This is a genomic window from Agaribacterium haliotis, from assembly GCF_002312815.1.
Lineage (GTDB): Bacteria > Pseudomonadota > Gammaproteobacteria > Pseudomonadales > Cellvibrionaceae > Agaribacterium > Agaribacterium haliotis.
The window spans coordinates 220,478-240,747 of record NZ_NKQJ01000006.1 but is presented as its reverse complement, the minus strand read 5'-3'; the positions used below and the strand labels follow the sequence as shown (position 1 = coordinate 240,747).

The window sequence follows — 20,270 nt, the reverse complement described above, 5'->3', positions numbered from 1 at the left end:
GCGGCGGGTTTTTATTTAAGTGGAAATGAAATAACTTAATGCGAGTTTATTGGCTTTAAATTATTTAACGCGCTATTTTTCGTTGCACGGAAATTCGCTTTTCAAAAATGTGCTTAATAATTTGTTGGCCTCATCGGGCATGTCTTTGGTTTCGGTTAAATATTGCTGAAACGATTTAGTCAGTGTTTCAATACTTGAGTCTGTTGCAAGGCAGTATTGAAGTAATGAGTTCTGATTGACGGCTCGTTTACTGCCGAGACGTGTGCGCATGGCGCGCTCTTCGAATTTACTGCGTTCAGTTTCAAAAGCCGCGCGCTCTGAGGCGAGGGCGCCGCCTAGATAACCCTGGATATATGCCTGGCACTCGCTTGCTTTTTCTTTGCTGCAAAGCTGCTTGAGCTTGTTTGAATCCATCGCTTCTATCGCGAAGCCCGGGCTGGCCGCCAGCAGTGTGGCAATTAAGGCAATAATACGCATGTTATCTCCTGTCTGGTTTTGACGCATGGGCCCTTAGCTTGGGGCCATTGAGCCTGGTTAATAGCTTTTGCTCTATAGCGCTTGCTTTATAAAAAATGGCTTACGAGCTTAGCACCGTGTCAGCCAAGGTTGAGCTATTTATTGCAATTATTCAAGCTGTCAGATCAATGACACCACTATTGTTTTGCCCCGAGCACAGTTTGGCTTGTATTTAGCCAAGTGCTTCGCTAATTGGCCGGTCGCCTTCGAATAGCTCAAATACCTTATTGTGAACCTTGTGATTGTTCAGGCAGTGAATAATCGCATCAGCAGTATCGGCACGGGATATTTGTTGCAGCTCTTGTGAAGCTGGTCTGTCAGTGCGAACCAGGCCGCAGGCCTTGCTATCGGTGAGGCGACCCGGGCGCAAGATGGTGTAGTTTAGCTTTGATCCTTGCTGTTTTTGCAAGTAGTCGTCGGCAAAGTACTTGGCCACCAGGTAGGGTTTTATTCGCTGCGGGCCGTTGTCTGGGTTATCTGCCCCGCGCGAGCTGACCATAATAAAGTGCTTGATGTTGTTGTCTTTTGCGCAGTCTATGGCTTTTTTTGCGCCCCATAGGTCTATCAGTAAGGTTTTATCAAAACCGGTTTGTGCGCCGGAACCTGCGCTGAAAATCACACAATCACAATCTTTCATTGCGTGGCTGATATCGCCTTCTAAATCGGCCTCGACTCGCTCGACCTCAGGTGAAAAATCTGTGTTGTGAATATCCCTAAGCATGGCTTTACAGGCCAGGCCTCGCTCGGCAATTTTTGTGCATAAAATTCTTCCGATTTTTCCATTGGCGCCAATAACAAGTATTTTATTCATTTGTATCTCCTAGGCTTTAGCTCCTGGGTTTTAGTTGCTAGCTTTTAGTCCTTAGGCTTTTGAGCTTGTTTTTTTGTCAATAGGCTCTAGCAGGCCAATTTCTCGTTGGCGCTTTTTGCTTAAGCCTTTAGCTACCAATAAGTAGGAGTCTTCAATATAAGCTTTTAGTTCGCTATCGTTGTGAGCACTGCTGAGGTACAGTTGAATCCACTTCATGCCGCGCGAGGCCATATACGGTGCGGGCCGATAACCGGCTTCATCTTTGAGTATGTTGAAGTTGTTTTCAGATGTTTTAAAGGAAAAAGCGGGCTGGCTTTTTTTCGACGCTGGTTGTGCTTTTTCTTGTTCTTGCTCTTGTTTTTCCCAGCCGCCAATTGCAAAAACTTTATCGCAGACTTTCCAAACATGGGCGCCGCCCCACTGTACAACGTAAGAGCTACCGGCAAAGGAAGAGCAGAACTTATTAAATTCATCGTAGGTCATTGGCAAACTCCGCAGAAACTGTATTAGTGTTAACAGGCCCTAGTACGCCGTTTTTTATCGCTTCGATTTCAATTGTTTCGTCTTTTATTGCTTAGATTGGGGCCTATTATTGGTAAAGTTGTAGGCTTGTTGTTTCGCGAGCACAGACATCCTGAAATGCTTTTCTTTTAGCTAAGTTTTTTAAATAGCGCGAAAGCTCGGGAAAAGCCAACGGCGGGCAGCTAAATTCACTTGCCCAGTGACAGAGCATAAATAAAAACGGGTCGCACACTGAAAACGTCTTACCTAGTAGATAAGTGTTGTTTTTGAGCTGTTTATCTAACAGGCAAAACATGTCGGTGACGCGCTGTTCTTGTTTGGCCTTAATGTTGGCCCCGATATTAGCGGCGACATTGGCAGAGGTACTGCCGCTGATGTTCGCTGTCTGTTCGCTGTGCTGTATATGTTTTTCTGGGTAAAAATACAGCATCAGTTCGGGCTGCAGTGTTGAGCTTAAATAAAACAACCACTGATAACACAGTGCTCTTTCTGCATTTGTTTGTTCTGGCAAGAGCTGGCCTTCGGGGTGTTTTTCACACAGGTGTAGGGCGATGGCTGCACTTTCAAAAATAACCTGCGTGCCGTCAATTAATGTTGGTATGCGGCCGGTGGGATTTAGCTGCATATATTCTGAAGATTTTTGTGAGTTAGATTTTCTATCTACCAGTATTAGCTCAAAATCAAGATTTAACTCTTTTAGTATTAGGTGCGGGGCCCAGCTTGCGTTTCTTGGGTAATAGAAGAGTTTGTACAAAGTAATAGTCCCCGGTGTGAGAGCGAAAATTAACTGTGTTTTAGGTCTTCAAGCGATAAATGGTGAGAGCTAATGCTCAGGCCTTTTTTTAGATACAGTTTGTGAGCGGCGTGCCTGTGGTGGCCGCTGTCTAAGTGTAAGGCGTCGCAGTTATTAGCTTTGGCGTGTTGAATCAGCCAATCCATCAGTGCCGCGGCATAACCCTGTTTTCGATACTGCTTAAGTGTGCTTAAGTCATCGACATAAAGCACCTTGCCCCAGGCGAGAAATTCAGTGATGCGGAAACCAGCGACACTTACTACAGCTGCGTTATTTTTTATTGCGGCTATACAGTAGCCGTGCTGAGCCTGGCGAATAACTTGCTGAATAAACTGTTGTTTGTCTAGCTTGGGCCTTAACTCTTTAAAGGCTTGAAAACAAAGCATGATATCTGCATCGCTGTCGATAATTTCAACACTGTATGACATGGAGTAGGGCTTCGTTTGAACTTAAGATAATTTAAGATAATGTAGCCGCGAGTTAGCTACAGCAGTATAAGCTAAGGTGATGTTTTATCACCTTAGCTTTTGTCATTTTAGCTTTTTGTCATCTTAATAAAAGTGCTTATTCCACAGTAACACTTTTAGCAAGGTTGCGTGGCTGGTCGACATCGGTGCCTTTGATAATTGCGACATAATAACTGAGCAGTTGCAGCGGTAGCGTGTAGACAATGGGGCTCAGCCAGTTGTTCATGCTCGGCACGGTAATAACGCGCATGGTGTCGTCGCTTTCAAATTCGGCGTCTTCGTCGGCAAATACATACAGCACACCACCGCGAGCGCGCACTTCTTCGACGTTGCTTTTCAGTTTTTCCAGCAGTTCATTATTTGGGGCGACAACAATAATCGGCATATCGGCGTCGATCAGTGCCAGTGGGCCGTGTTTTAGTTCGCCGGCCGCGTAGGCTTCGGCGTGGATATAGCTAATCTCTTTGAGTTTTAATGCGCCTTCCATCGCGATGGGGTACTGGTCGCCGCGGCCCAAAAATAAAGCGTGGTGTTTGTCGGCAAATTCTTCGGCGAGTGCTTCGATGCTGTCTGCCAGTTTTAAATTCTGTTCGATTAATGCTGGCAGGTGTTCAAGGTCGCGGCGCAGGTGGCTGCAGTCACCACTGCCTTTAACCTGGCTTACTGCACTGACCAGCATCGCCAGAGCCACAAGTTGGGTGGTGAAAGCTTTGGTTGATGCGACGCCAATTTCTGTGCCGGCGCGAGTTAAAAAGGCCATGTCGCTTTCGCGCACCAGCGACGAACCGGCAACATTACAAATGGCCAGGCTGGCGAGAAAACCTTCGGCCTTGGCTTTGCGCAGCGCGGCTAAGGTATCGGCGGTTTCACCGCTTTGGCTGATGGTAATCAGCAGTGAATCTTCAGGCACAACGGTTTGGCGGTAGCGAAACTCCGATGCAATTTCTACCTGGCAGGGCAGGCCACACATCGCTTCTATCCAGTAGCGCGCGACCAGGCCGCTGTGATAACTGGTGCCGCAAGCAACAATTTGAATATTTTTTACTTCTTTTAACAGGCTCTCGGCGTTGCTGCCAAAACTTTGCAGCACAACACCTTGATCATTTAAACGGCCTTCGAGTGTGTCGTTAATGCTCTGTGGCTGCTCGTGAATTTCTTTGAGCATGTAGTGGCGGTAGGGGCCTTTGTCGCCGGCGTCGTAGTGCACATCACTTTCGTGAATATCGCGCTTAACTTGCTTGCCGTGCTCGTCAAAGATTTTGACGTCGCGGCGGCTGATTTCGGCCACGTCGCCCTCTTCGAGGAAAATAAAACGGCGGGTAACGGGCAGCAAAGCCAATTGGTCTGAGGCAACAAAGTTTTCGCCGATGCCAAGGCCAATTACCAGGGGGCTGCCCGAGCGCGCGACAACAATTTTATCGGCGTTGTCTTTATCAAAAACAACGGTGCCGTAAGCGCCTTCAAGTTGGCTGACGGCTTTTTGTGTCGCTTCTAATAAAGAGTCACTGTTTTTAAGTTCGAGATCGACAAGGTGGGCGATCACTTCGGTATCGGTATCGGAGCTAAAGTGATAACCCTCACTTTGCAGCTGGCGGCGCAGAGCACTGTGGTTTTCGATGATGCCGTTGTGCACCAGTGCAATTTTTTCACCGCTCATATGCGGGTGGGCGTTGGCTTCGCTCGGTTCGCCGTGGGTGGCCCAGCGGGTGTGGGCGATGCCGGTGCCGCCGCTGGTGTCGCACTGCTCGGCGGCTTCGGCCAGGGCTTTAACTTTACCGAGGCGGCGCAGGCGGGTGATTTCACCGTCGTGCACAACGGCTAAACCGGCGCTGTCGTAGCCGCGGTATTCAAGGCGACGCAGGCCTTCAATTAATATTTCTGCTACGTCGCGCTGGGCGACGCCTCCAACTATGCCACACATAGTCGCTCCTTATAGTTAATCTAGCTGGGCGCACATAACGCGCACGCCCTGTTGTTCAATGGCGTATTTTTGCTGCTGCTTAAGTTTGCTGTCTGTAACAAATGTTGATACTTCGGCCCAGGGCAGCTCCAGGTTGGGAATTTTGCGTTCGGTTTTAGTGGATTCGGCGAGCACAATCACTTCGCGTGCGACCTCGGCCATGCAGCGGCTCAGCGCTGTAAATTCGTTATAGGTTGTAGTGCCGCGCTCGGGGTCTATGCCGTCGGCGCCAATAAATAGCTGGTCAAAGTTGTAGTGGCGCAGCATCTGTTCGGCCTGAAGGCCTTGAAAACTTTCCGAGCGTTTGTCCCAGGTGCCGCCTGTCATCAGCAGGGTTGGCTCGTTTTCGAGTTCGCGCAGCGACGCGGCAACAGCGAGGCTATTAGTCATCACCACCAAACCCTGCACCTTGCTTAAATGCGGCAGCAGCGCTGTGCAGCTGGAACCGCTGTCAATAATGATGCGGTTGTGGTCGCGAATCAGCTCGGCGGCGCGCGCGGCAATGGCGCGTTTGCCCTGTGATGGCTCTATGCTGGGGCTTTCGTCGACAATTTCTTTGGGCAGGCTAACAGCGCCACCGTAGCGACGCAGCAGCAAACCGGCCTCTTCCAGCGCAGCTAAATCCTTTCGAACCGTAACTTCTGATGTGTGGTAGAGCCTGGCCAGTTGGTCAACACTCACTTCACCCTCATTATTTACCGCTTCGAGTATTTGGTGACGGCGCTGTTGGGTATTGCGCTTGGGCATAAACGAAAGTTTTGTTGAGTGTTAAGTTTCGAATCGAAAGCAATTGTAGTGTTTCGACTTATTTATGCAAGTGGGAATTTGTATCGTTTGTGTTGGCGGTTTGTTTTTGGTTTTCTGCTGTGACGCGGGCAAGCTTTTTGCGTCGGATCAAATTGGGACCGCTCAGATCAGACAGGCTTGTAAACGCGGCCGAGTACATCGCTCGCAAGCTTGCGGCTGTGTTTGGCTTTAATGCATCGAGCTGCATTTTAATGTTCATTTAATTGGCTTAGGCTAGGGGCTGTTCACAGGTTCCGGTCCCTAAATCCAGGACCCTAAGTCTTGGATCCCAAGGCAAAAGCACGGTAAGCAAAAAAGGAAGGCACATGAAGTGGTATCGACAGAGTGAGGCTGAATTACTCGATGAGCTGACGAGCAACGCTGAGCGGGGCTTAAGTGCGGAGCAGGCCAATACGCGCCGTCAACAATACGGATATAACGAGCTTGCCGAAGCGGCAAAGAAATCGGCGCTGGCACTGTTTGTTGAGCAGTTTAAAAACCCGATGCTGGTGGTGCTGGCACTCGGCGGCATTTTATCGGGCGTCGGCGGCCATATGATCGATGCCGTAGCCATTATTGTGATTGTGATTGCCAATGCGCTAATCAGCTTTGTGCAGGAACTCGGCGCGCAGAAATCGCTTGATTCACTACGTGAAATGGGCGCACCCAATGCGATGGTGCTGCGCGACGGCGAACTTGGCAAGCTGCCTGTTAAAGAGCTGGTGCCGGGCGACATCGTTAAATTAAATACCGGCGATGTTGTCGGTGCAGACCTGCGCCTGTTAACGACAAACCAGTTAAATATTGATGAGTCGGCGCTGACTGGTGAAAGTGAGCCGGCGGAAAAACACAGCGAAGTTTTACACGCGCCAGAGCTCGGCATTGGCGATCGCAACAATATGGCCTTTATGAGCACCATAGTCACCGCCGGCAACGGTTTGGGTGTGGTTGTTGATACCGGCATGCAGACGGAAGTTGGCCACATTGCCGATTTAATGCAAAACGCCGAGGCCGTGGATACCCCCATGCAAAGGCGCCTGCACGCCTTGAGCCAGGCGCTTATTGGCCTGGCGGTTGCAGCTGTCGCCTGTGTAATTGGCATCGGCCTATACAATGGCGCCGATTGGTTTGAAATGCTGCGCACCGGTATTTCTCTGTGTGTTGCGGCAATTCCCGAAGGCCTGCCAACCGTTGTAACCATCGTGCTGACTTTGGGCGCCAAACAACTGGTGCAGGGCAATGCGCGTGTGCGCCAGCTAGCTTCGGTTGAGAGCCTCGGTTCGACCACGGTGATTTGCTCGGACAAAACCGGAACCTTGACCCAGAACCAAATGCAAGTAGTTGCCTACTGGAGTGAGGGCCGCAGCTTTGATGTCACCGGCCAGGGTTTTGAGCCAAAGGGGCGCTTTCTCGATGAAGACGGCAAAGAGCTGCATCTCGATGAGCACGATGCGCTGAAGTACGGCCTGATTATTTCAACCATGTGCAACGATGCCGTGCTGCAAGAAAAAGAGGGCCAGTACAGCATTCAGGGCAACCCAACAGAAGGCGCGCTGGTTGTCGCCGGGGCCAAAGTCGGCATTTATAAAGAGGGCTTGCTCGAAGACGGTTTTGAGCTGATCAAGAGTTTTCCGTTTGATAGCAAGCGCAAAATGGCCAGCTCCATTGTGCGCGGGCCCGCCGGGCGCTACTGGTTAATCGCCAAAGGTGCGCCCGATGTACTGCTCAATCAAAGTGCAAACATTTATTGGCAGGGCGAAGAGCAAGTGCTCGATGAGTTTTACCGCAGCAAAGTTGAGCGCGGGCTTGAGAGTTTTGCCGAGCGGGCTTTGCGCACTCTGGCTTTGGCTTATGTCGAAATCGACGCGGCCGAGATCGACAAAAGCCAGCAGGAACACGAGCAAGACCTGTGTTTTCTCGCTATGCACGGCATTATTGATCCGCCGCGCCCGGAGGTGGTCGACGCGGTGTCACAGTGTGCCGATGCCGGCATACGCACGGTTATGATTACCGGCGATCACGCCGCCACTGCGCAGGCCATCGCCGAAGAGCTCGGCATACGCCGCAGTGAAGACGAGCTGGTAATTACCGGCCCCGAGCTCGAAGAAATCAGCGATAGAGAGCTTGTTGAGCTCGCGCCTAAGGCAAGTGTATTTGCCCGCGTAAGCCCCGAGCACAAGCAGCGCATTGTCAAAGCATTGCAGGCCAATGAAGAAGTGGTGGCGATGACCGGCGACGGTGTCAATGACGCACCGGCGCTGCGCAATGCCGATATCGGTGTGGCGATGGGCATCGCTGGCACCCAGGTGGCCAAAGATTCGGCCGATCTGGTTTTGCTTGACGACAACTTCTCGACCATCGTCAACTCAGTGCGCCTCGGCCGGCGCATTTACGACAACCTGCGCAAATACCTGCGCGCCGCGCTGACGGCAAACGTCTCGGAGGTTAGCTGCGTATTGTTTGCGTTTTTGTTAATGGGCGACGACCCTTTAATTCCGCTAACCGCAATTATGATTTTGTGGATCAACCTGTTTAACGATGCGTTGCCGAGCCTGTGTTTGGGCTGGGAAAAAGACGAAGATGACATTATGCGGCGCAAACCGCGCAAGCGAAACGAAAGCTTTTTTGCCGATGGCCTCGGCGCGCGCATTATTATTCGCGGCCTGGTGCACGGCTGGATTGTTTATTCGCTGTTTGATTTGGCGCTGAGCCGGGGCGCGAGTGTGGCCTACGCCCAGACGCTGGCGTTTGTGACGTTGATGTTTATTCTCAGTATTCACTTGTTTGATGCGCGTAGTTTTAAAAGCCTGTTCCGTTTAAACCCCTTTGGTAACAAGCTGATCTTGCCGGTGATTTTATTAACCACGGGAACCACACTCGCCGTGATTTATTCACCGCTCGGCGCGTTTTTATTTGGCACGGTGCCGCTGTCGTTTAAGCACTTATTAATGGCCTTAATGATTGCGGCATTGCCGACTTTTGTGATGTCGGGTTTAAAGGAATTATTTTCCATTAAGTGGTTGTAGTTTTATCGTATTGCTTCTGGGCAAAGTAAGTGCCTGGGTTTGGCAGCGGATCTGAAGCAGGCTCAGCGAACAGCCTAGCCGGACCGTCTGCCGCAGGGAGGCGGCGGTCGAGCCCCATGGATGGGTTTACGCGTGTGCGGATAGGCTGCTCGCTGAGTCTGCCTGCTACTCTAAGCCTTTGTCTGTTCGGGCGTTACGGTTCTTGTCTATCGCCTTATATTTGCTGTCGTGTTTTGGCTTTGTGATTACTTTTTAAAAGTAACTATTTTTATCGTCGGCTTCTCTAAGGCCTGGCGCGCATTATTGCTTATTGATCTGGGCAGTCAGAGGCTGCGTATCTAGACTTAAGTTCGATGGATGTGGAAGATCCAGAGGGGTAGCGAGATGTCCTACATATACGCCAGGAAAAAAATGCACTTGGCGCTGATCAGTTTGGTTGGCCCGGGCACCATGCAAACTCGTTTACACGGTGCCATCAAAAGCCAGCTTAATCATATTAGCCCCAAAGCCGATTTGCCGGAGGAGCTACAGCAGGAGTTTAGCTTGCTGATGTCGGCGTGCCGTGACGCCGATACGGCCTCGGATAACGAGGCCGAATACTGTGCCAGGCAAATTGTAAATCTCAACGAAAAGATGCACGACGCCCGCCACTGAGTTTTATTTGCTGAGTATCGTTTTAGTGTTCGCTGCTTGTGTTGTCACTGCTTTTAGTGTGTTTCATTAAGCGGTTTTTAAGCGATGCAGGAATGCTTTTAATAATCAGGCTGTCGCTTTGCGCATCGTAGACCACACTCTCGCCGAGGCAGCTCGAAGAAAAACTCATGCTCATTTGTTCGTTGCGGCCACTGATACGCACAAAGTTGCGCAATTGAGTTTTATCCGGAATTAATTCGGTTTTTTGAATGCGCTGGTCACTTTTGGCAAAACTGTCGAAGCGCGGGCCGGGTTGGTAGCTGTCGACTTGTTTGCGCCCCTGCTCAATTTCTTCGCTCAGGTCTTTAAGTTCAACCGGCTTGCCGACTTTGTCTTGGTTTAAGCAATAATCGACAACTTGTTTGCGGGTGACGGCGGCCTCAACTGCTGGCAGTTTGTCGGCAAACTCGTTGACCACCTCGAGAAAACTTTCGGTTTCTTTGCTTATATCGCGCTTGTCACTAAAACCGATGCTATTGCTAAAGTGATCACTGATGTCTTTTTCTCCGCGATTGCGAAGCAGCAGCAGTTCTTTGTCGCTGCTTTGTTCATCATCTTCGAACTCACTCAGATTTAGCTTGGCAGCGAGCAGCAATTTACCGGTATCGAGGTAGTGACAGCATTCGAGCTTGAGCTCGTTGTTGAGAAACTGAGCACTTTGGTGCTGGACCACAAAGGCGTAAAACAGCTCTTCGTTTTGCAGCTTTTCATGGGCAAAAATAACATAGCCTTCAAGCAGGGCCTCGCTTTCGTCAAACTCGTGTTTGAGCTGCTGCATAAGCTTGTGGCTAAAACTGTTAAAGCTCTGCTTGCCTTCACGCCAGTCCTTTACCCAGGCTTTGCACGGGTGTACGGCACTGTCGTCACTTAAGCGGCCGTAGAGTTTGCCGCTGCGTTTGATCAGCTGCTGTTTAAGTTCGCGAAACAGCTCGTCGATGCGACCGTCTAGCTGCCAGTCGTCGCGAAGTTCGAGTTTGGCGGGGCTGTCTGGCAGGGTGCGGTTAAAAAATTGAGCGTTGATAGTTTGCAGGGCCATGCTAAAGATTCGTTGGTGGCGGGGCGCTGATTATATAGCCTTCTGGCCGCTAGCCAAGTAAGCTTAAGCCTGTGTTTAAATTCAAGGATGATTCCGAGCCCGCGATTTAAGCTGGATGAATATCGCCTAAGAGGCTCGATCTCACATCAAGGGAAGTTATGTACGCAAATCGATTGCGCCTGCTTGCGCAGTACAACCAGGATATGAACGCCAGTTTTTATGCGCTGGCAGACAAGCTCAGCGATGCGCAGCGGCGCCAGGATAAAGGCGCTTTTTTCTCGTCGGTGCACGCAACCTTGAACCATTTACTGGTTGGTGATTTGCTTTGGTTGAAGCGCTTTGCCAAACACGAGGCCCGTTTTGATGCACTAGAGCTACTAGAGAGCTGGCCTCAGCCTCAAGCCTTAAACCAGATACTCTATATTGATTTTGCCGAACTGAGCCGGCGGCGCAAACAGCTCGACGCCATTATTGTTGCTTTTGCCGCTGAACTGAGCGACGCGCACTGCCGTGTGCCCTTAGCGTATATTAATGTCGCCGGGCACAAAGTAAGAAAAAACTTTGGCGATTTGGTGTTGCACCTGTTTAACCACCAAAGCCATCACCGCGGCCAGTTGTCGGTATTATTTTCGCTGTTTGAGCTCGACTACGGAGCAACAGACCTGGTGTTGTGTATCGACGATATCTAACGGCTAGTTTTGCACTTGCCAGGTATTGTTTTTATCTTTGCAGAGGGTGACGGGGCCCTTGCCTTTCATTATTTCGCGTGGCAGCAGTTCTATACTGCGGCATTCCAGGCCATTTTTTGTAAAGATATTCAGCAGTACTATTTCGCCGCGCTTGCCACTTTTGGGGTTGTACCAACTGGTTTTTGCGCCTTCTTCCGGGTGTTCAATTAATTCGCGCAAGGCGCTGGCAATTGCGTCTTTATCGCTTTTGCTCAGGTCGGCATCGGGCAGCATAGATGTGCTGATGTCTTTGGCGATTTTAAACGGGGTTTTGATAATACCGGTAAAAAAACCCTGTACCGCCGCTTCACTGGCGTTTTTGCCGACTTGATCGGCGCTGGCGACTATGCCTTCAACGCGGCTCAAGGTTGGCGGTACCATGGCGCGAATTCTTTCGCTCTCATCGAGTACACTCGGCACCAGTTCGCGATAAGCGCTGGCTTCATCGAGCACCGACGGCACGGTGTTTCGCACCGCTTCAACTTCGGCCAGTATTGCCGGTAATTCTGCGCGCAGGGCGGCGCTTTCGGCGAGCATTGGCGCGATGTTTTTTTCTACTGCTTGCACTTGCTGCAGTATGTCGGGAATTTGTTGTTGGACTTTGTCGACTTGCGCAAGAATACCGGGGACCTGCTCGTTGATATCGTCGACGCGCTTTAAGATATCGGGCACTTGTTGGTTGATGTGTTTGACTTGTTCGACCACAGCATCGATGGTGCCGCTGCTGTTGTCGACGCCCTGTAATATCGCTGGCATTTGCCTGGCGACCCGATCGAGGCTCCAGCCAAAATAAGCCAGCGCCGCGGCCAGCATGCTAATCGCAAAAGCCAGGGCAAAGCGTGCAGCATTTGAGTAGTGCATAGGCGAGTGCTTGTCTAAGCAAAGCAAATAAAAAAACAAGCTTGGGCTTTCGCTTGCCGGGTGTCAACAGGCGCTGCTAAAGCGCCTGGTTTTGCTTTTTATTGCTGTTGTTGGCTTTTTAAGGAGCCCATGGTGTTTTTAAGTTTATTTAACCACGAGTCAATTTCGAGGTTGATGTAGCGGCTGTTATTGACGCTGTCGTTGCGGCGCATCTGGTGTTGATCGCCGACTTCGCGGGCGTCGGCCAGGTAGGCGACAAGCTCACCGTTTTCGCTGTCGTACAGAGCGGCCTCAATGGCTAGATAACCGATGCCCGATGTCCAAACGCTGCCGCGAATTGCGCGGTTGTTGCCTCTGTCCTGGGTTGCGTTGGGCATGTATTTATTAAAGGCAAAACGCGCGGCGAGCACATTGGGGCCGTCTTCATTAACGAGCTTGATGTTGCCATTGGCGGGGAAGGCCATGTCGACCCGGGTGGCAAAACGCTGCTGCATTTTTTGTTTGTCTTCGTCGGTAATTTCCCACTTATTGCGATCGCGCGGCTCAAGGCGGCGCGTGTCGAGCTCTAAGTTGTCGAGTTGCAAAGGGTCAAACTTGACCGCTTTAAAGCGGCTCAGATCTTCGCCGTCGCGCAGATAAAAGACTGAGAACGGCGTGCTGTTTACCTCGGTCATACCGGCGTAGGGGCCGTCTTTTATAGTTTTGCCTAGCTCGGGTTTGGGGCTGGCGCAGGCGATCAGTGTCAGGCTCAGCACGGCAATGGGGAAAAGATAAAAGCGTTTCATAGGGTGCTCCTTGTTTTTTGCGCTGTCAGCCTAAGTGTTGTTTGGCTGGCGCGAGTATCTCTCGTGCGAGGCTAACACTGAAATAATCTGAAGTATGCGCCCCGGCGGGATTATTTTGTTGTTTAAACTAAAAAATAAGACAAGTGACGCCAGCATAAGTTGCCAAAGCTTGTTGAAGGGCGCAGCTGTTGAAGGGCGCAGCTTAGGCAGCTTTGTGAAAATTTATAAAAGGCCAGAGTGAAACAGGGTGGAGCGAAGCAGGGCGGGTTGGATTAGGGCAGGCCGAATTAGGGAAGGAGCAGCTTTGGTTAAGGCCCGCCAAGCTATTAGCGGGCCTGTTATCGAGCCGGGTGTTAGTCGGTTAGGGTGATGATTACCCGATCGAGTTCACCGCTGTACGGGAACGGGTCGCTGTAGAGCTTGCTGACCTGGGTGCCGGTATCGCGGCCGATGTCGAAGGTCTCTGCCAGCGAGTAAGTTGATATGTGCATTTTCGGCATGCTTACTTCATCAACTTTTTCACCGTTAACATAGAGCTCACCGGTGCCGGCAAACGGCCCGGAGCGGGTGAATTTAAATTCAAACTCGTTGTTTCCGGCTTTGAGTTTGGGGGAACTCATCTGGTAATAAACGCCGTCGAGGTAGTTGTAGTCGTATTTCAGGCGGCCGTCCTGAACAAACATGGTAAAGCCGCCAGTCATGCCGCCAACCGCGACAATCACACCTTCTTCGCTGCCGCTGTAGTTAAGCTTCGTTTTGATATTGTGGCTGCGGTCTTTGACCGGTGCCGAGGCCTTTTCGGCAATGCGCACGGCGCCGGGCCAGAAATAAGTAAATTCTTTTTGATCGCCAAACAGTCTGTCCTGTTGTTTGGCCAGGCGCTGAATCATGTCGTCGTACAGTGGGAAGACATTGTATTTCCAGGCCTCTTCTTCAAAGATGGCTTTGAGCTCTTCGAGTTTTTCCGGCATTTGATCGGCGAGGTTTTTACTCTCGCTGAAGTCTTCGGCAACGTGATAGAGCTCCCACACGTCTTTGTCAAAATCGAGGGTGACATTTAATTCCCAGGGCATGCGATTGGCGTGCAGGGTGACCGCCTTCCATCCGTCTACCCAGATTGCGCGGTTGCCAAACATTTCGTAGTACTGGCGCTTTTTGGCATTGGGCGCGCTGGCGTTGTTAAAGCTGTACATCATCGATGTGCCGTCCATCGGCTGCTGTTCAACGCCGTGATAGCTTTCGGGCACTTCAATACCGACCGCCTCCATAATGGTTGGCGCGATATCGCTGATATGGTGGTACTGCTTGCGAATTTCACCGCGTGCCTGAATGCCTTTGGGCCAGCTGACTACCAGCGCGTCGTGCTGGCCGCCGCGGTGTTCACTTTGTTTAAAATATTTAAACGGCGTGTTGCCGGCCATGGCCCAAGCTGCGTGATAGTGCGGGTAGGTATTGGTACGGCCCCAGTCTTCTAAGTGGCGCATATTGGCTTCAAAAGGGGTTTGCAGGCCGTTGAGCACATAGGTTTCATTAAAGGTGCCGGCGAGGCCACCCTCACCGCTGGCGCCGTTATCTGAGGTGACAAAAATTAGAGTGTTGTCGTACTCGCCAATGCGTTTTAACTCTTTAACAACACGGCCGATTTGGTGATCGACAAATTCAAGCTGGGCGGCAAATACTTCCATCTGACGGGCGTAGAGTTTTTTCTCGTCGGCGTTGAGGCTGTCCCACGCGGGCAGTTGATCGATGCGCGGGCTGAGCAAGGTGCCTGCGGGAATAATGCCGAGCTCAAGTTGGCGCTGGTGAATAAGCTCGCGGGCTTTGTCCCAACCCATGTCGAACTGGCCTTTGTATTTGTCGAGGTAGTCATCCGGGGCGTGGTGGGGGCTGTGCATGGAGCCAGAGGCCCACAGCATCATAAATGGCAAATTGGGTTTAATACTCTTGTGGCCGGTGATGTAGTGAATGGCGCGATCGGCCAGGTCTTTATCCAGGTGTTCACTTTTGCGGTAGTGTTCGGGCGTGTGGTCGTTCCACATGACCGGCACAAACTGGTGCACATCGGCCGCCATAAATGTGTAGGCGTGGTGGAAACCTTCGCCGCTTGGCCACCTGTCAAAGGGGCCAACCTGGCTGACTTCGTACAGCGGGGTGTGATCCCACTTGCCGAGCGCGTAGTTGACGTAGCCGTTCTCGCCTAAGTAGTTGGCCACGGATTTGGCTGTTTCCGGCATGATGGCGTTGTAGCCGGGAAAGCCCATCGCGGTTAACGCGTGGGAGCCAAGGCCAATACTGTGCGGGTTGCGCCCGGCCATCAGTGAGCCGCGCGACGGCGAGCAAAGTGCCGTGGTATGGAAGTTGTTGTAGCGCAGGCCGTCGGCCGCCAGTGCGTCGATGCTCGGGGTTTTAATCAGGCCACCAAAACTTTCAATATGGGCAAAGCCGGTATCGTCGAGTAAAAAGATAATAACGTTGGGGGCGTCTTTCGGGGCTTCGGGTTCGGGCGCCCACCACTCTTTTGAATCTTGGTAGCGTTCGGCAATAACGCCTTTAAAGCCTTCGACGGTTTTCATTTTTATACCGTCTTTTTCAAAGACTTTATCGCCACTTGTTTTGTTGTCGTTTGTTTGCGCTTTTGTTTCAGTCGCTGGTGTACCGAGTGCTGTTTGTTCCGGTTCGGCTGACTTGTTGCCGCCACAGGCGCTCAAGCCGAAGCTGAGCACGAGGCTGGCAAACAGCAGCCTATTGTTTGAAAAAAAAGAGGGGGTGGCCATTATTGATACTCCATGTATTTTTTACTTTGCGCAGATACGCCATAGCGACTACTTCAGTTTATAAAACAGTAGTGCCGGTCATAATAGGAGCTTTAGTTGGCCGGGATAAAGCCGGATGTGCCTCTGGGCGCCACTTACTGTTTTTTAGCTCTGTGCTCTATCTTTGTTCAATGCCAGATACTCAATGCCAGATATTCAACGCCGGCTGTTCTATGCCCCGGTGTTCACTGGCTTGACTTTTTCTGTTGTTAAATTAGCCCGGGGGCAAATGGTGACAGTGCCGCGGCTATCGCTTAGCATGCACCTTACTTTCGAGTCATGGAATCTGGACCCGCGTCGAGGGCCAGGCCCGAGCCATCAGTTCAAAGCTAAAGGAATGTTCCAATGTTGCGTTTCCGTTCCCTCGCGTTTACCGCGTCTTTTTTACTAGCGCTCGGCGCCTGTGGCAAAAAAGAAGAGGCTCCGCAAGAGCCAGTCATCAAGCCGATCAAAATATATACCGTGGTAGGCGGCGATACCATTCGCCTTGAATATCCGGGCCAGGTTTCGGCGACCCTCGAGTCGGTGCAGGCATTTGAGGTCTCGGGGAAAATTGTTAAATTCCCGGTGGTTGAAGGCCAGGATGTAAAACGCGGTGAATTGATGGCGCAATTGGATATGCGCGATTACCAGAGCAATTTTGACGCGGCAAAAAGTGAATTTGAGCGGGCCGAAAGCAATTTCAAGCGCGCTGAAGAACTGATTAAAGGCGGTTTTGTTTCGCAGGCCGATTACGACACTTTAAAAGCTACGCGCAGCCAGGCGAAAGCCAATATGGACAGAGCCGAAAAAGCGCTCGACGACGCCACCCTGAGAGCCCCCTTTGACGGAAAAATCGCCAGAAAACTTGTTGATATTTATAACAATGTGCAGGCAAAAGAGGGGGTGCTGGTGCTGCACAACCTCGACGATCTCGAAGTTGTAATCAATATTCCCGAATCGGATTGGGCCAGAGTCAGCCGCGCGCGCTCAAAAACCATGGGTTCGTCCGACGAGGATGCATTAAACCCCCTGGTTGAAATTGCCGGTTTTCCGGGGCGCAGTTTTCCAGCGGTAACCCGCGAGGTCAGCACCACTGCCAACCCAACCACGCGCACTTACGAAATTAAGCTCGGTTTCAAGGTTGAAGGCGACGAAGTAATTTTACCGGGTATGACCGCCAAGGCATTTGTTGAAGTGCCGGCCCAGGTGCGCGGCTCTGCGTTGATGGTGCCAGTTAACAGCGTAAGTTATGACGATGAAGGCAAGGCTTTTGTCTGGATCTACGAGCCGGCGGCAACGGCGGTGACTAAGCGCGAAGTTGAAGTGGGGCAGATGAGCGGCAGCAGTATTGAAGTGCTTAAAGGCCTGCAAAATGGCGATCAGGTGGCGAGCTCCGGCGTTAGTCACCTGCGTGAAGGCATGAAAGTGCGCGAGTTCAAATAAGGAGAGCGCCGTGAATATTGCCGATTTTTGCATACGCAATTCCACTTTAACTTCGGTGCTGGCGGTGTTGATGATCGTCGGTGGCTTGCATGCCTTTAACGGTATGAGCCGCCTCGAAGACCCTGAATTTACTATTAAAGATGCCTTAGTCGTCACACCTTATCCAGGCGCTTCGGCCGAGGAGGTTGAGCAGGAAGTTACCGACGAACTCGAAAAAGCCATTCAGCAAATGGGTCAGGTTGACGAGGTGGTGTCAAAGTCCGATCGCGGTTTGAGCACCATCACCGTGACCATGAAAGACAAGTTCGATAAAAACAAATTGCCGCAGGTTTGGGATGAGCTGCGCCGCAAAGTTGGCGATGCTCAGAGCGACTTGCCCCCGGGCGTTATCGAATCGACGGTGATCGATGATTACGGCGATGTCTACGGAGTTTTTGTTGCGGTCTACGGTCAGGAGTACAGCTACGCCGAGCTTAAAAAAGTCATCGACATGCTGCGCAAAGAATTACTTTTGGTGCAGGATGTCGCCAAAATTGAAACCTTTGGTGAGCGCCAGGAAGTTATTTACGTTGAACTCGACCGCGAGCGCATGACCCAGCTCGGTATTAACCCCGGGCAGCTGACCAACAGTTTAAAAAGTAAAAACCTGGTGGTTGATACCGGGCGTGTGCGTGTTGGTTCGGAGTATATTGCGCTGCAGCCGACGGGCACCATTCGCTCGATCAAGGATTTTGAAAATATCCTGATAAGCTCGGAAGACGAAGCGCAAATTTATTTAAAAGATATCGCCGAAGTTCGCCGGGGCTATAAAGAGCCACAGCAAAATATGATTCGCTACGATGGTCAGCCGGCCATTGGCTTGGGCATTAGTACTGTCAGCGGTGGCAACGTTGTGGTTATGGGCGAGGCTTTGCAACAGCGGGCCATGGAGCTGCAAGATCGCATTCCTCTGGGTATCGAAGTTGGCATAATCTCGCTGCAAAGTGATGCGGTAACCACCGCTATCAAGGGGTTTACCGGCTCCTTGCTGCAGGCTGTCGTAATTGTCGTGCTGGTGCTGCTGTTTTTTATGGGCCTGCGCTCGGGCTTGCTTATCGGTGCAATTTTGTTGGTCACCATTGCCGGCAGTTTTATTTTCCTGGCGCCGTGGGGTGTTGCGCTTGAACGAATTTCGCTCGGCGCTTTAATTATTGCCCTCGGCATGCTGGTCGACAACGCGATTGTGATTGTCGATGGCATGTTAATGAAATTACAGCAGGGCGTTGACCGGCGCAAAGCGGCATCGCAAGTCGTGGCGCAAAATGCGATGCCGCTGCTCGGCGGAACCCTGATTGCCATCTTAGCCTTTGCCGCGATTGGTACCTCGCAAGACAGTACCGGTGAATTTTGCCGAAGTTTATTTCAGGTGGTGTTTGTATCGCTGCTGCTGAGCTGGGTGACGGCGGTAACCATTATGCCGCTGTTTTGCGTATGGTTTCTCGATGCGCCCAAACCGTCAGCGAGTGGCGACGCTTACGGCGGTGGTTTTTATGCAAAGTACCGCAGCTTCTTAGAGTTTTGTATAAAGCGTCGCCGCTTGACGATTTTTTCCGTTATTCTTGTTTTTGCCTCGAGTTTGTATAGCTTTAAATTTGTTGAGCAGAGTTTCTTCCCGCCGTCGACGCGCCCGCAAATCATGGTTGACCTGTGGTTGCCGCAAGGCTCTCATATCAATACCACCCGCGATACCACCGCCGAAGTTGAACAATACCTACTTGAACTTGACGAGGTGGCCCACGTTTCGTCGATGATTGGTCAGGGCGCACTGCGCTTTTTGCTGACTTACGCTCCGGAAAAATTAAATTCGGCCTATGCTCAGTTGATTGTCGATGTTGAGCCGGAGACCGATATGGATGCTTTGATTGTTCAAATCGAAGCGCATCTGGCCGATCGCTTTCCCGACTTGCTTGGTTACGGTTCCAAGTTCCAGTTAGGGCCGGGCTCTACGGGTAAAATTCAGGCGCGTTTCTCGGGGCCGGATGCAAATGTCTTACGCGACCTGGCTCAGCAGGCCGAAGCGATTTTGCATGCTGACCCGGTATCAAAATCTGTGCGCAGCGATTGGCGCCAGCGGGTAAAAGTGATTAAGCCGGTGGTGGCCGAAGAGCAGGCGAACCTTAACGGTATTACCCGTATGGATGTTGCCGAGGCCATTAAAGAAAATTTTGACGGCGTACAAACCGGTGTATATCGCGACGGCGATTTGCTGTTGCCGATTATTTTCCGCGCACCTGAACAGCGGCGCAGCAATGTTGCCAACTTAAATAATGTACAAATTTATTCCAATGCCGCGCACAAGATGATTCCTCTGCGCCAGGTTGTATCTGAGTTTGAAACAACCTGGGAGGATGAGCTGCTCTATCGCAAAGATAGAAAACTGACTTTAACGGTATTTGCCGACCCGAAAACTGGCCCTGCGAGTAATTTGTTTGCGCGAGTGCGGCCGCAGATTGAAGCGATCGAATTGCCGCAGGAATACACTCTGGAGTGGGGCGGGGAATACGAAGACAGTGCCAAAGCGCAATCTGGCCTGGCGGCAAAATTGCCGGTATTTATTTTGTTGATGATGGTGATTACGGTGGCGCTGTTTAACAGCTTGCGTCAGCCGCTAATTATCTGGATGTGTGTGCCGCTGGCGCTGATCGGGGTTACCTATGGCCTGCTCGGAACTGGCCAGCCTTTTGGTTTTATGGCCCTGCTTGGTTTCTTGAGCCTGATGGGCATGCTAATTAAAAATGCCATTGTGTTAATCGACCAAATCAATATTGAAACGGCTGAGGGCAAACCCCTGTATGAAGCCATTGTATTTTCTGCTATCAGCCGTTTGCGCCCGGTAAGTATGGCGGCGCTGACTACAGCTTTGGGTATGATACCGCTGTTGTTTGACGCGTTTTTCTCGGCGATGTCTGTCACCATTATTTTTGGTTTGATGTGTGCAACGGTATTAACCATGGTGGTAGTGCCGGTGCTCTATGCAACGATTTACCGCGTCAAAAGCGCTTGAGTGAA

General features: G+C 51.2%; 16 protein-coding genes. 5 read left to right on the top strand and 11 right to left on the bottom strand.

Going from position 1 to position 20,270, the window contains the following annotated elements:
• Window positions 1–72 precede the first annotated feature (72 nt).
• The 7 genes from CFK45_RS09180 to CFK45_RS09150 form a co-directional block, all read right to left on the bottom strand.
• The gene (locus CFK45_RS09180) at window positions 73–477 is read right to left on the bottom strand and encodes a Rap1a/Tai family immunity protein (RefSeq protein WP_096086145.1); all 405 of its coding nucleotides are present in this window, start codon (window positions 475–477) and stop codon (window positions 73–75) included.
• A gap of 211 nt (window positions 478–688) precedes the next feature.
• On the bottom strand, window positions 689–1,327 hold the full coding sequence (locus CFK45_RS09175; protein WP_096086144.1) for an SDR family oxidoreductase: 639 nt from the start codon (window positions 1,325–1,327) through the stop codon (window positions 689–691).
• Window positions 1,328–1,378: 51 nt separating this feature from the next.
• Window positions 1,379–1,810, bottom strand: coding sequence for an MmcQ/YjbR family DNA-binding protein (locus CFK45_RS09170; RefSeq protein ID WP_096086143.1), 432 nt, complete (start codon window positions 1,808–1,810; stop codon window positions 1,379–1,381).
• A 106-nt stretch (window positions 1,811–1,916) separates the two neighbouring features.
• Complete coding sequence (locus tag CFK45_RS09165) at window positions 1,917–2,603, bottom strand: glutathione S-transferase family protein (protein ID WP_096086142.1); 687 nt, start codon at window positions 2,601–2,603, stop codon at window positions 1,917–1,919.
• A 29-nt stretch (window positions 2,604–2,632) separates the two neighbouring features.
• A complete protein-coding gene (locus CFK45_RS09160) occupies window positions 2,633–3,070 on the bottom strand; it encodes a GNAT family N-acetyltransferase (RefSeq protein ID WP_096086141.1) in 438 nt (145 codons plus the stop codon).
• 136 nt (window positions 3,071–3,206) lie between these two features.
• Window positions 3,207–5,030 carry a glutamine--fructose-6-phosphate transaminase (isomerizing) gene (gene glmS / locus CFK45_RS09155; protein WP_096086140.1) on the bottom strand — a complete coding sequence of 608 codons (1,824 nt, stop codon included), beginning with the start codon at window positions 5,028–5,030 and terminating at the stop codon, window positions 3,207–3,209.
• A gap of 15 nt (window positions 5,031–5,045) precedes the next feature.
• Entirely contained in the window at window positions 5,046–5,816 is a 771-nt protein-coding gene (locus tag CFK45_RS09150; RefSeq protein WP_096086139.1) for a DeoR/GlpR family DNA-binding transcription regulator, read from the bottom strand.
• Window positions 5,817–6,181: 365 nt separating this feature from the next.
• Between CFK45_RS09150 and CFK45_RS09140 the strand changes: the two genes are divergently transcribed.
• Together CFK45_RS09140 and CFK45_RS09135 are read left to right on the top strand one after the other, a co-directional pair.
• Window positions 6,182–8,881: a cation-translocating P-type ATPase gene (locus CFK45_RS09140; protein ID WP_096086137.1), complete on the top strand. Its 2,700-nt coding sequence runs from the start codon at window positions 6,182–6,184 to the stop codon at window positions 8,879–8,881.
• Between the two features lie 384 nt (window positions 8,882–9,265).
• Window positions 9,266–9,535: a hypothetical protein gene (locus CFK45_RS09135; protein WP_143247536.1), complete on the top strand. Its 270-nt coding sequence runs from the start codon at window positions 9,266–9,268 to the stop codon at window positions 9,533–9,535.
• Between the two features lie 22 nt (window positions 9,536–9,557).
• Here CFK45_RS09135 and CFK45_RS09130 read toward each other — a convergent pair whose 3' ends face one another.
• The gene (locus CFK45_RS09130; protein WP_096086135.1) at window positions 9,558–10,610 is read right to left on the bottom strand and encodes a nucleoid-associated protein; all 1,053 of its coding nucleotides are present in this window, start codon (window positions 10,608–10,610) and stop codon (window positions 9,558–9,560) included.
• Window positions 10,611–10,768: 158 nt separating this feature from the next.
• Here CFK45_RS09130 and CFK45_RS09125 point away from each other — a divergent pair, with 158 nt between their 5' ends.
• Window positions 10,769–11,299: a DinB family protein gene (locus CFK45_RS09125; protein WP_096086134.1), complete on the top strand. Its 531-nt coding sequence runs from the start codon at window positions 10,769–10,771 to the stop codon at window positions 11,297–11,299.
• Window positions 11,300–11,302: 3 nt separating this feature from the next.
• Here the strand turns inward: CFK45_RS09125 and CFK45_RS09120 are convergent, their stop codons facing one another.
• From CFK45_RS09120 to CFK45_RS09110, 3 genes are all read right to left on the bottom strand, one after another.
• Complete coding sequence (locus CFK45_RS09120; protein WP_143247535.1) at window positions 11,303–12,199, bottom strand: hypothetical protein; 897 nt, start codon at window positions 12,197–12,199, stop codon at window positions 11,303–11,305.
• Window positions 12,200–12,297: 98 nt separating this feature from the next.
• Window positions 12,298–12,984, bottom strand: coding sequence for a DUF3313 family protein (locus tag CFK45_RS09115; protein ID WP_096086132.1), 687 nt, complete (start codon window positions 12,982–12,984; stop codon window positions 12,298–12,300).
• A 353-nt stretch (window positions 12,985–13,337) separates the two neighbouring features.
• Window positions 13,338–15,758, bottom strand: coding sequence for an arylsulfatase (locus tag CFK45_RS09110; protein WP_096086131.1), 2,421 nt, complete (start codon window positions 15,756–15,758; stop codon window positions 13,338–13,340).
• A gap of 384 nt (window positions 15,759–16,142) precedes the next feature.
• Between CFK45_RS09110 and CFK45_RS09105 the strand changes: the two genes are divergently transcribed.
• Window positions 16,143–17,222, top strand: a complete 1,080-nt coding sequence (locus CFK45_RS09105; protein WP_096086130.1) for an efflux RND transporter periplasmic adaptor subunit — start codon at window positions 16,143–16,145, stop codon at window positions 17,220–17,222.
• A gap of 10 nt (window positions 17,223–17,232) precedes the next feature.
• Window positions 17,233–20,265 carry an efflux RND transporter permease subunit gene (locus tag CFK45_RS09100; protein ID WP_096086129.1) on the top strand — a complete coding sequence of 1,011 codons (3,033 nt, stop codon included), beginning with the start codon at window positions 17,233–17,235 and terminating at the stop codon, window positions 20,263–20,265.
• The last annotated feature ends 5 nt before the right edge of the window (window positions 20,266–20,270 follow it).

Excerpts from the sequence above, each read along its gene's own strand:
- CFK45_RS09180 (WP_096086145.1), bottom strand. The coding sequence starts at position 477 with ATGCGTATTATTGCCTTAATTGCCACACTGCTGGCGGCCAGCCCGGGC.
- CFK45_RS09175 (WP_096086144.1), bottom strand. The coding sequence starts at position 1,327 with ATGAATAAAATACTTGTTATTGGCGCCAATGGAAAAATCGGAAGAATT.
- CFK45_RS09170 (WP_096086143.1), bottom strand. The coding sequence starts at position 1,810 with ATGACCTACGATGAATTTAATAAGTTCTGCTCTTCCTTTGCCGGTAGC.
- CFK45_RS09160 (WP_096086141.1), bottom strand. The coding sequence starts at position 3,070 with ATGTCATACAGTGTTGAAATTATCGACAGCGATGCAGATATCATGCTT.
- glmS (WP_096086140.1), bottom strand. The coding sequence starts at position 5,030 with ATGTGTGGCATAGTTGGAGGCGTCGCCCAGCGCGACGTAGCAGAAATA.
- CFK45_RS09150 (WP_096086139.1), bottom strand. The coding sequence starts at position 5,816 with ATGCCCAAGCGCAATACCCAACAGCGCCGTCACCAAATACTCGAAGCG.
- CFK45_RS09140 (WP_096086137.1), top strand. The coding sequence starts at position 6,182 with ATGAAGTGGTATCGACAGAGTGAGGCTGAATTACTCGATGAGCTGACG.
- CFK45_RS09135 (WP_143247536.1), top strand. The coding sequence starts at position 9,266 with ATGTCCTACATATACGCCAGGAAAAAAATGCACTTGGCGCTGATCAGT.
- CFK45_RS09130 (WP_096086135.1), bottom strand. The coding sequence starts at position 10,610 with ATGGCCCTGCAAACTATCAACGCTCAATTTTTTAACCGCACCCTGCCA.
- CFK45_RS09125 (WP_096086134.1), top strand. The coding sequence starts at position 10,769 with ATGTACGCAAATCGATTGCGCCTGCTTGCGCAGTACAACCAGGATATG.
- CFK45_RS09120 (WP_143247535.1), bottom strand. The coding sequence starts at position 12,199 with ATGCACTACTCAAATGCTGCACGCTTTGCCCTGGCTTTTGCGATTAGC.
- CFK45_RS09115 (WP_096086132.1), bottom strand. The coding sequence starts at position 12,984 with ATGAAACGCTTTTATCTTTTCCCCATTGCCGTGCTGAGCCTGACACTG.
- CFK45_RS09110 (WP_096086131.1), bottom strand. The coding sequence starts at position 15,758 with ATGGCCACCCCCTCTTTTTTTTCAAACAATAGGCTGCTGTTTGCCAGC.
- CFK45_RS09105 (WP_096086130.1), top strand. The coding sequence starts at position 16,143 with ATGTTGCGTTTCCGTTCCCTCGCGTTTACCGCGTCTTTTTTACTAGCG.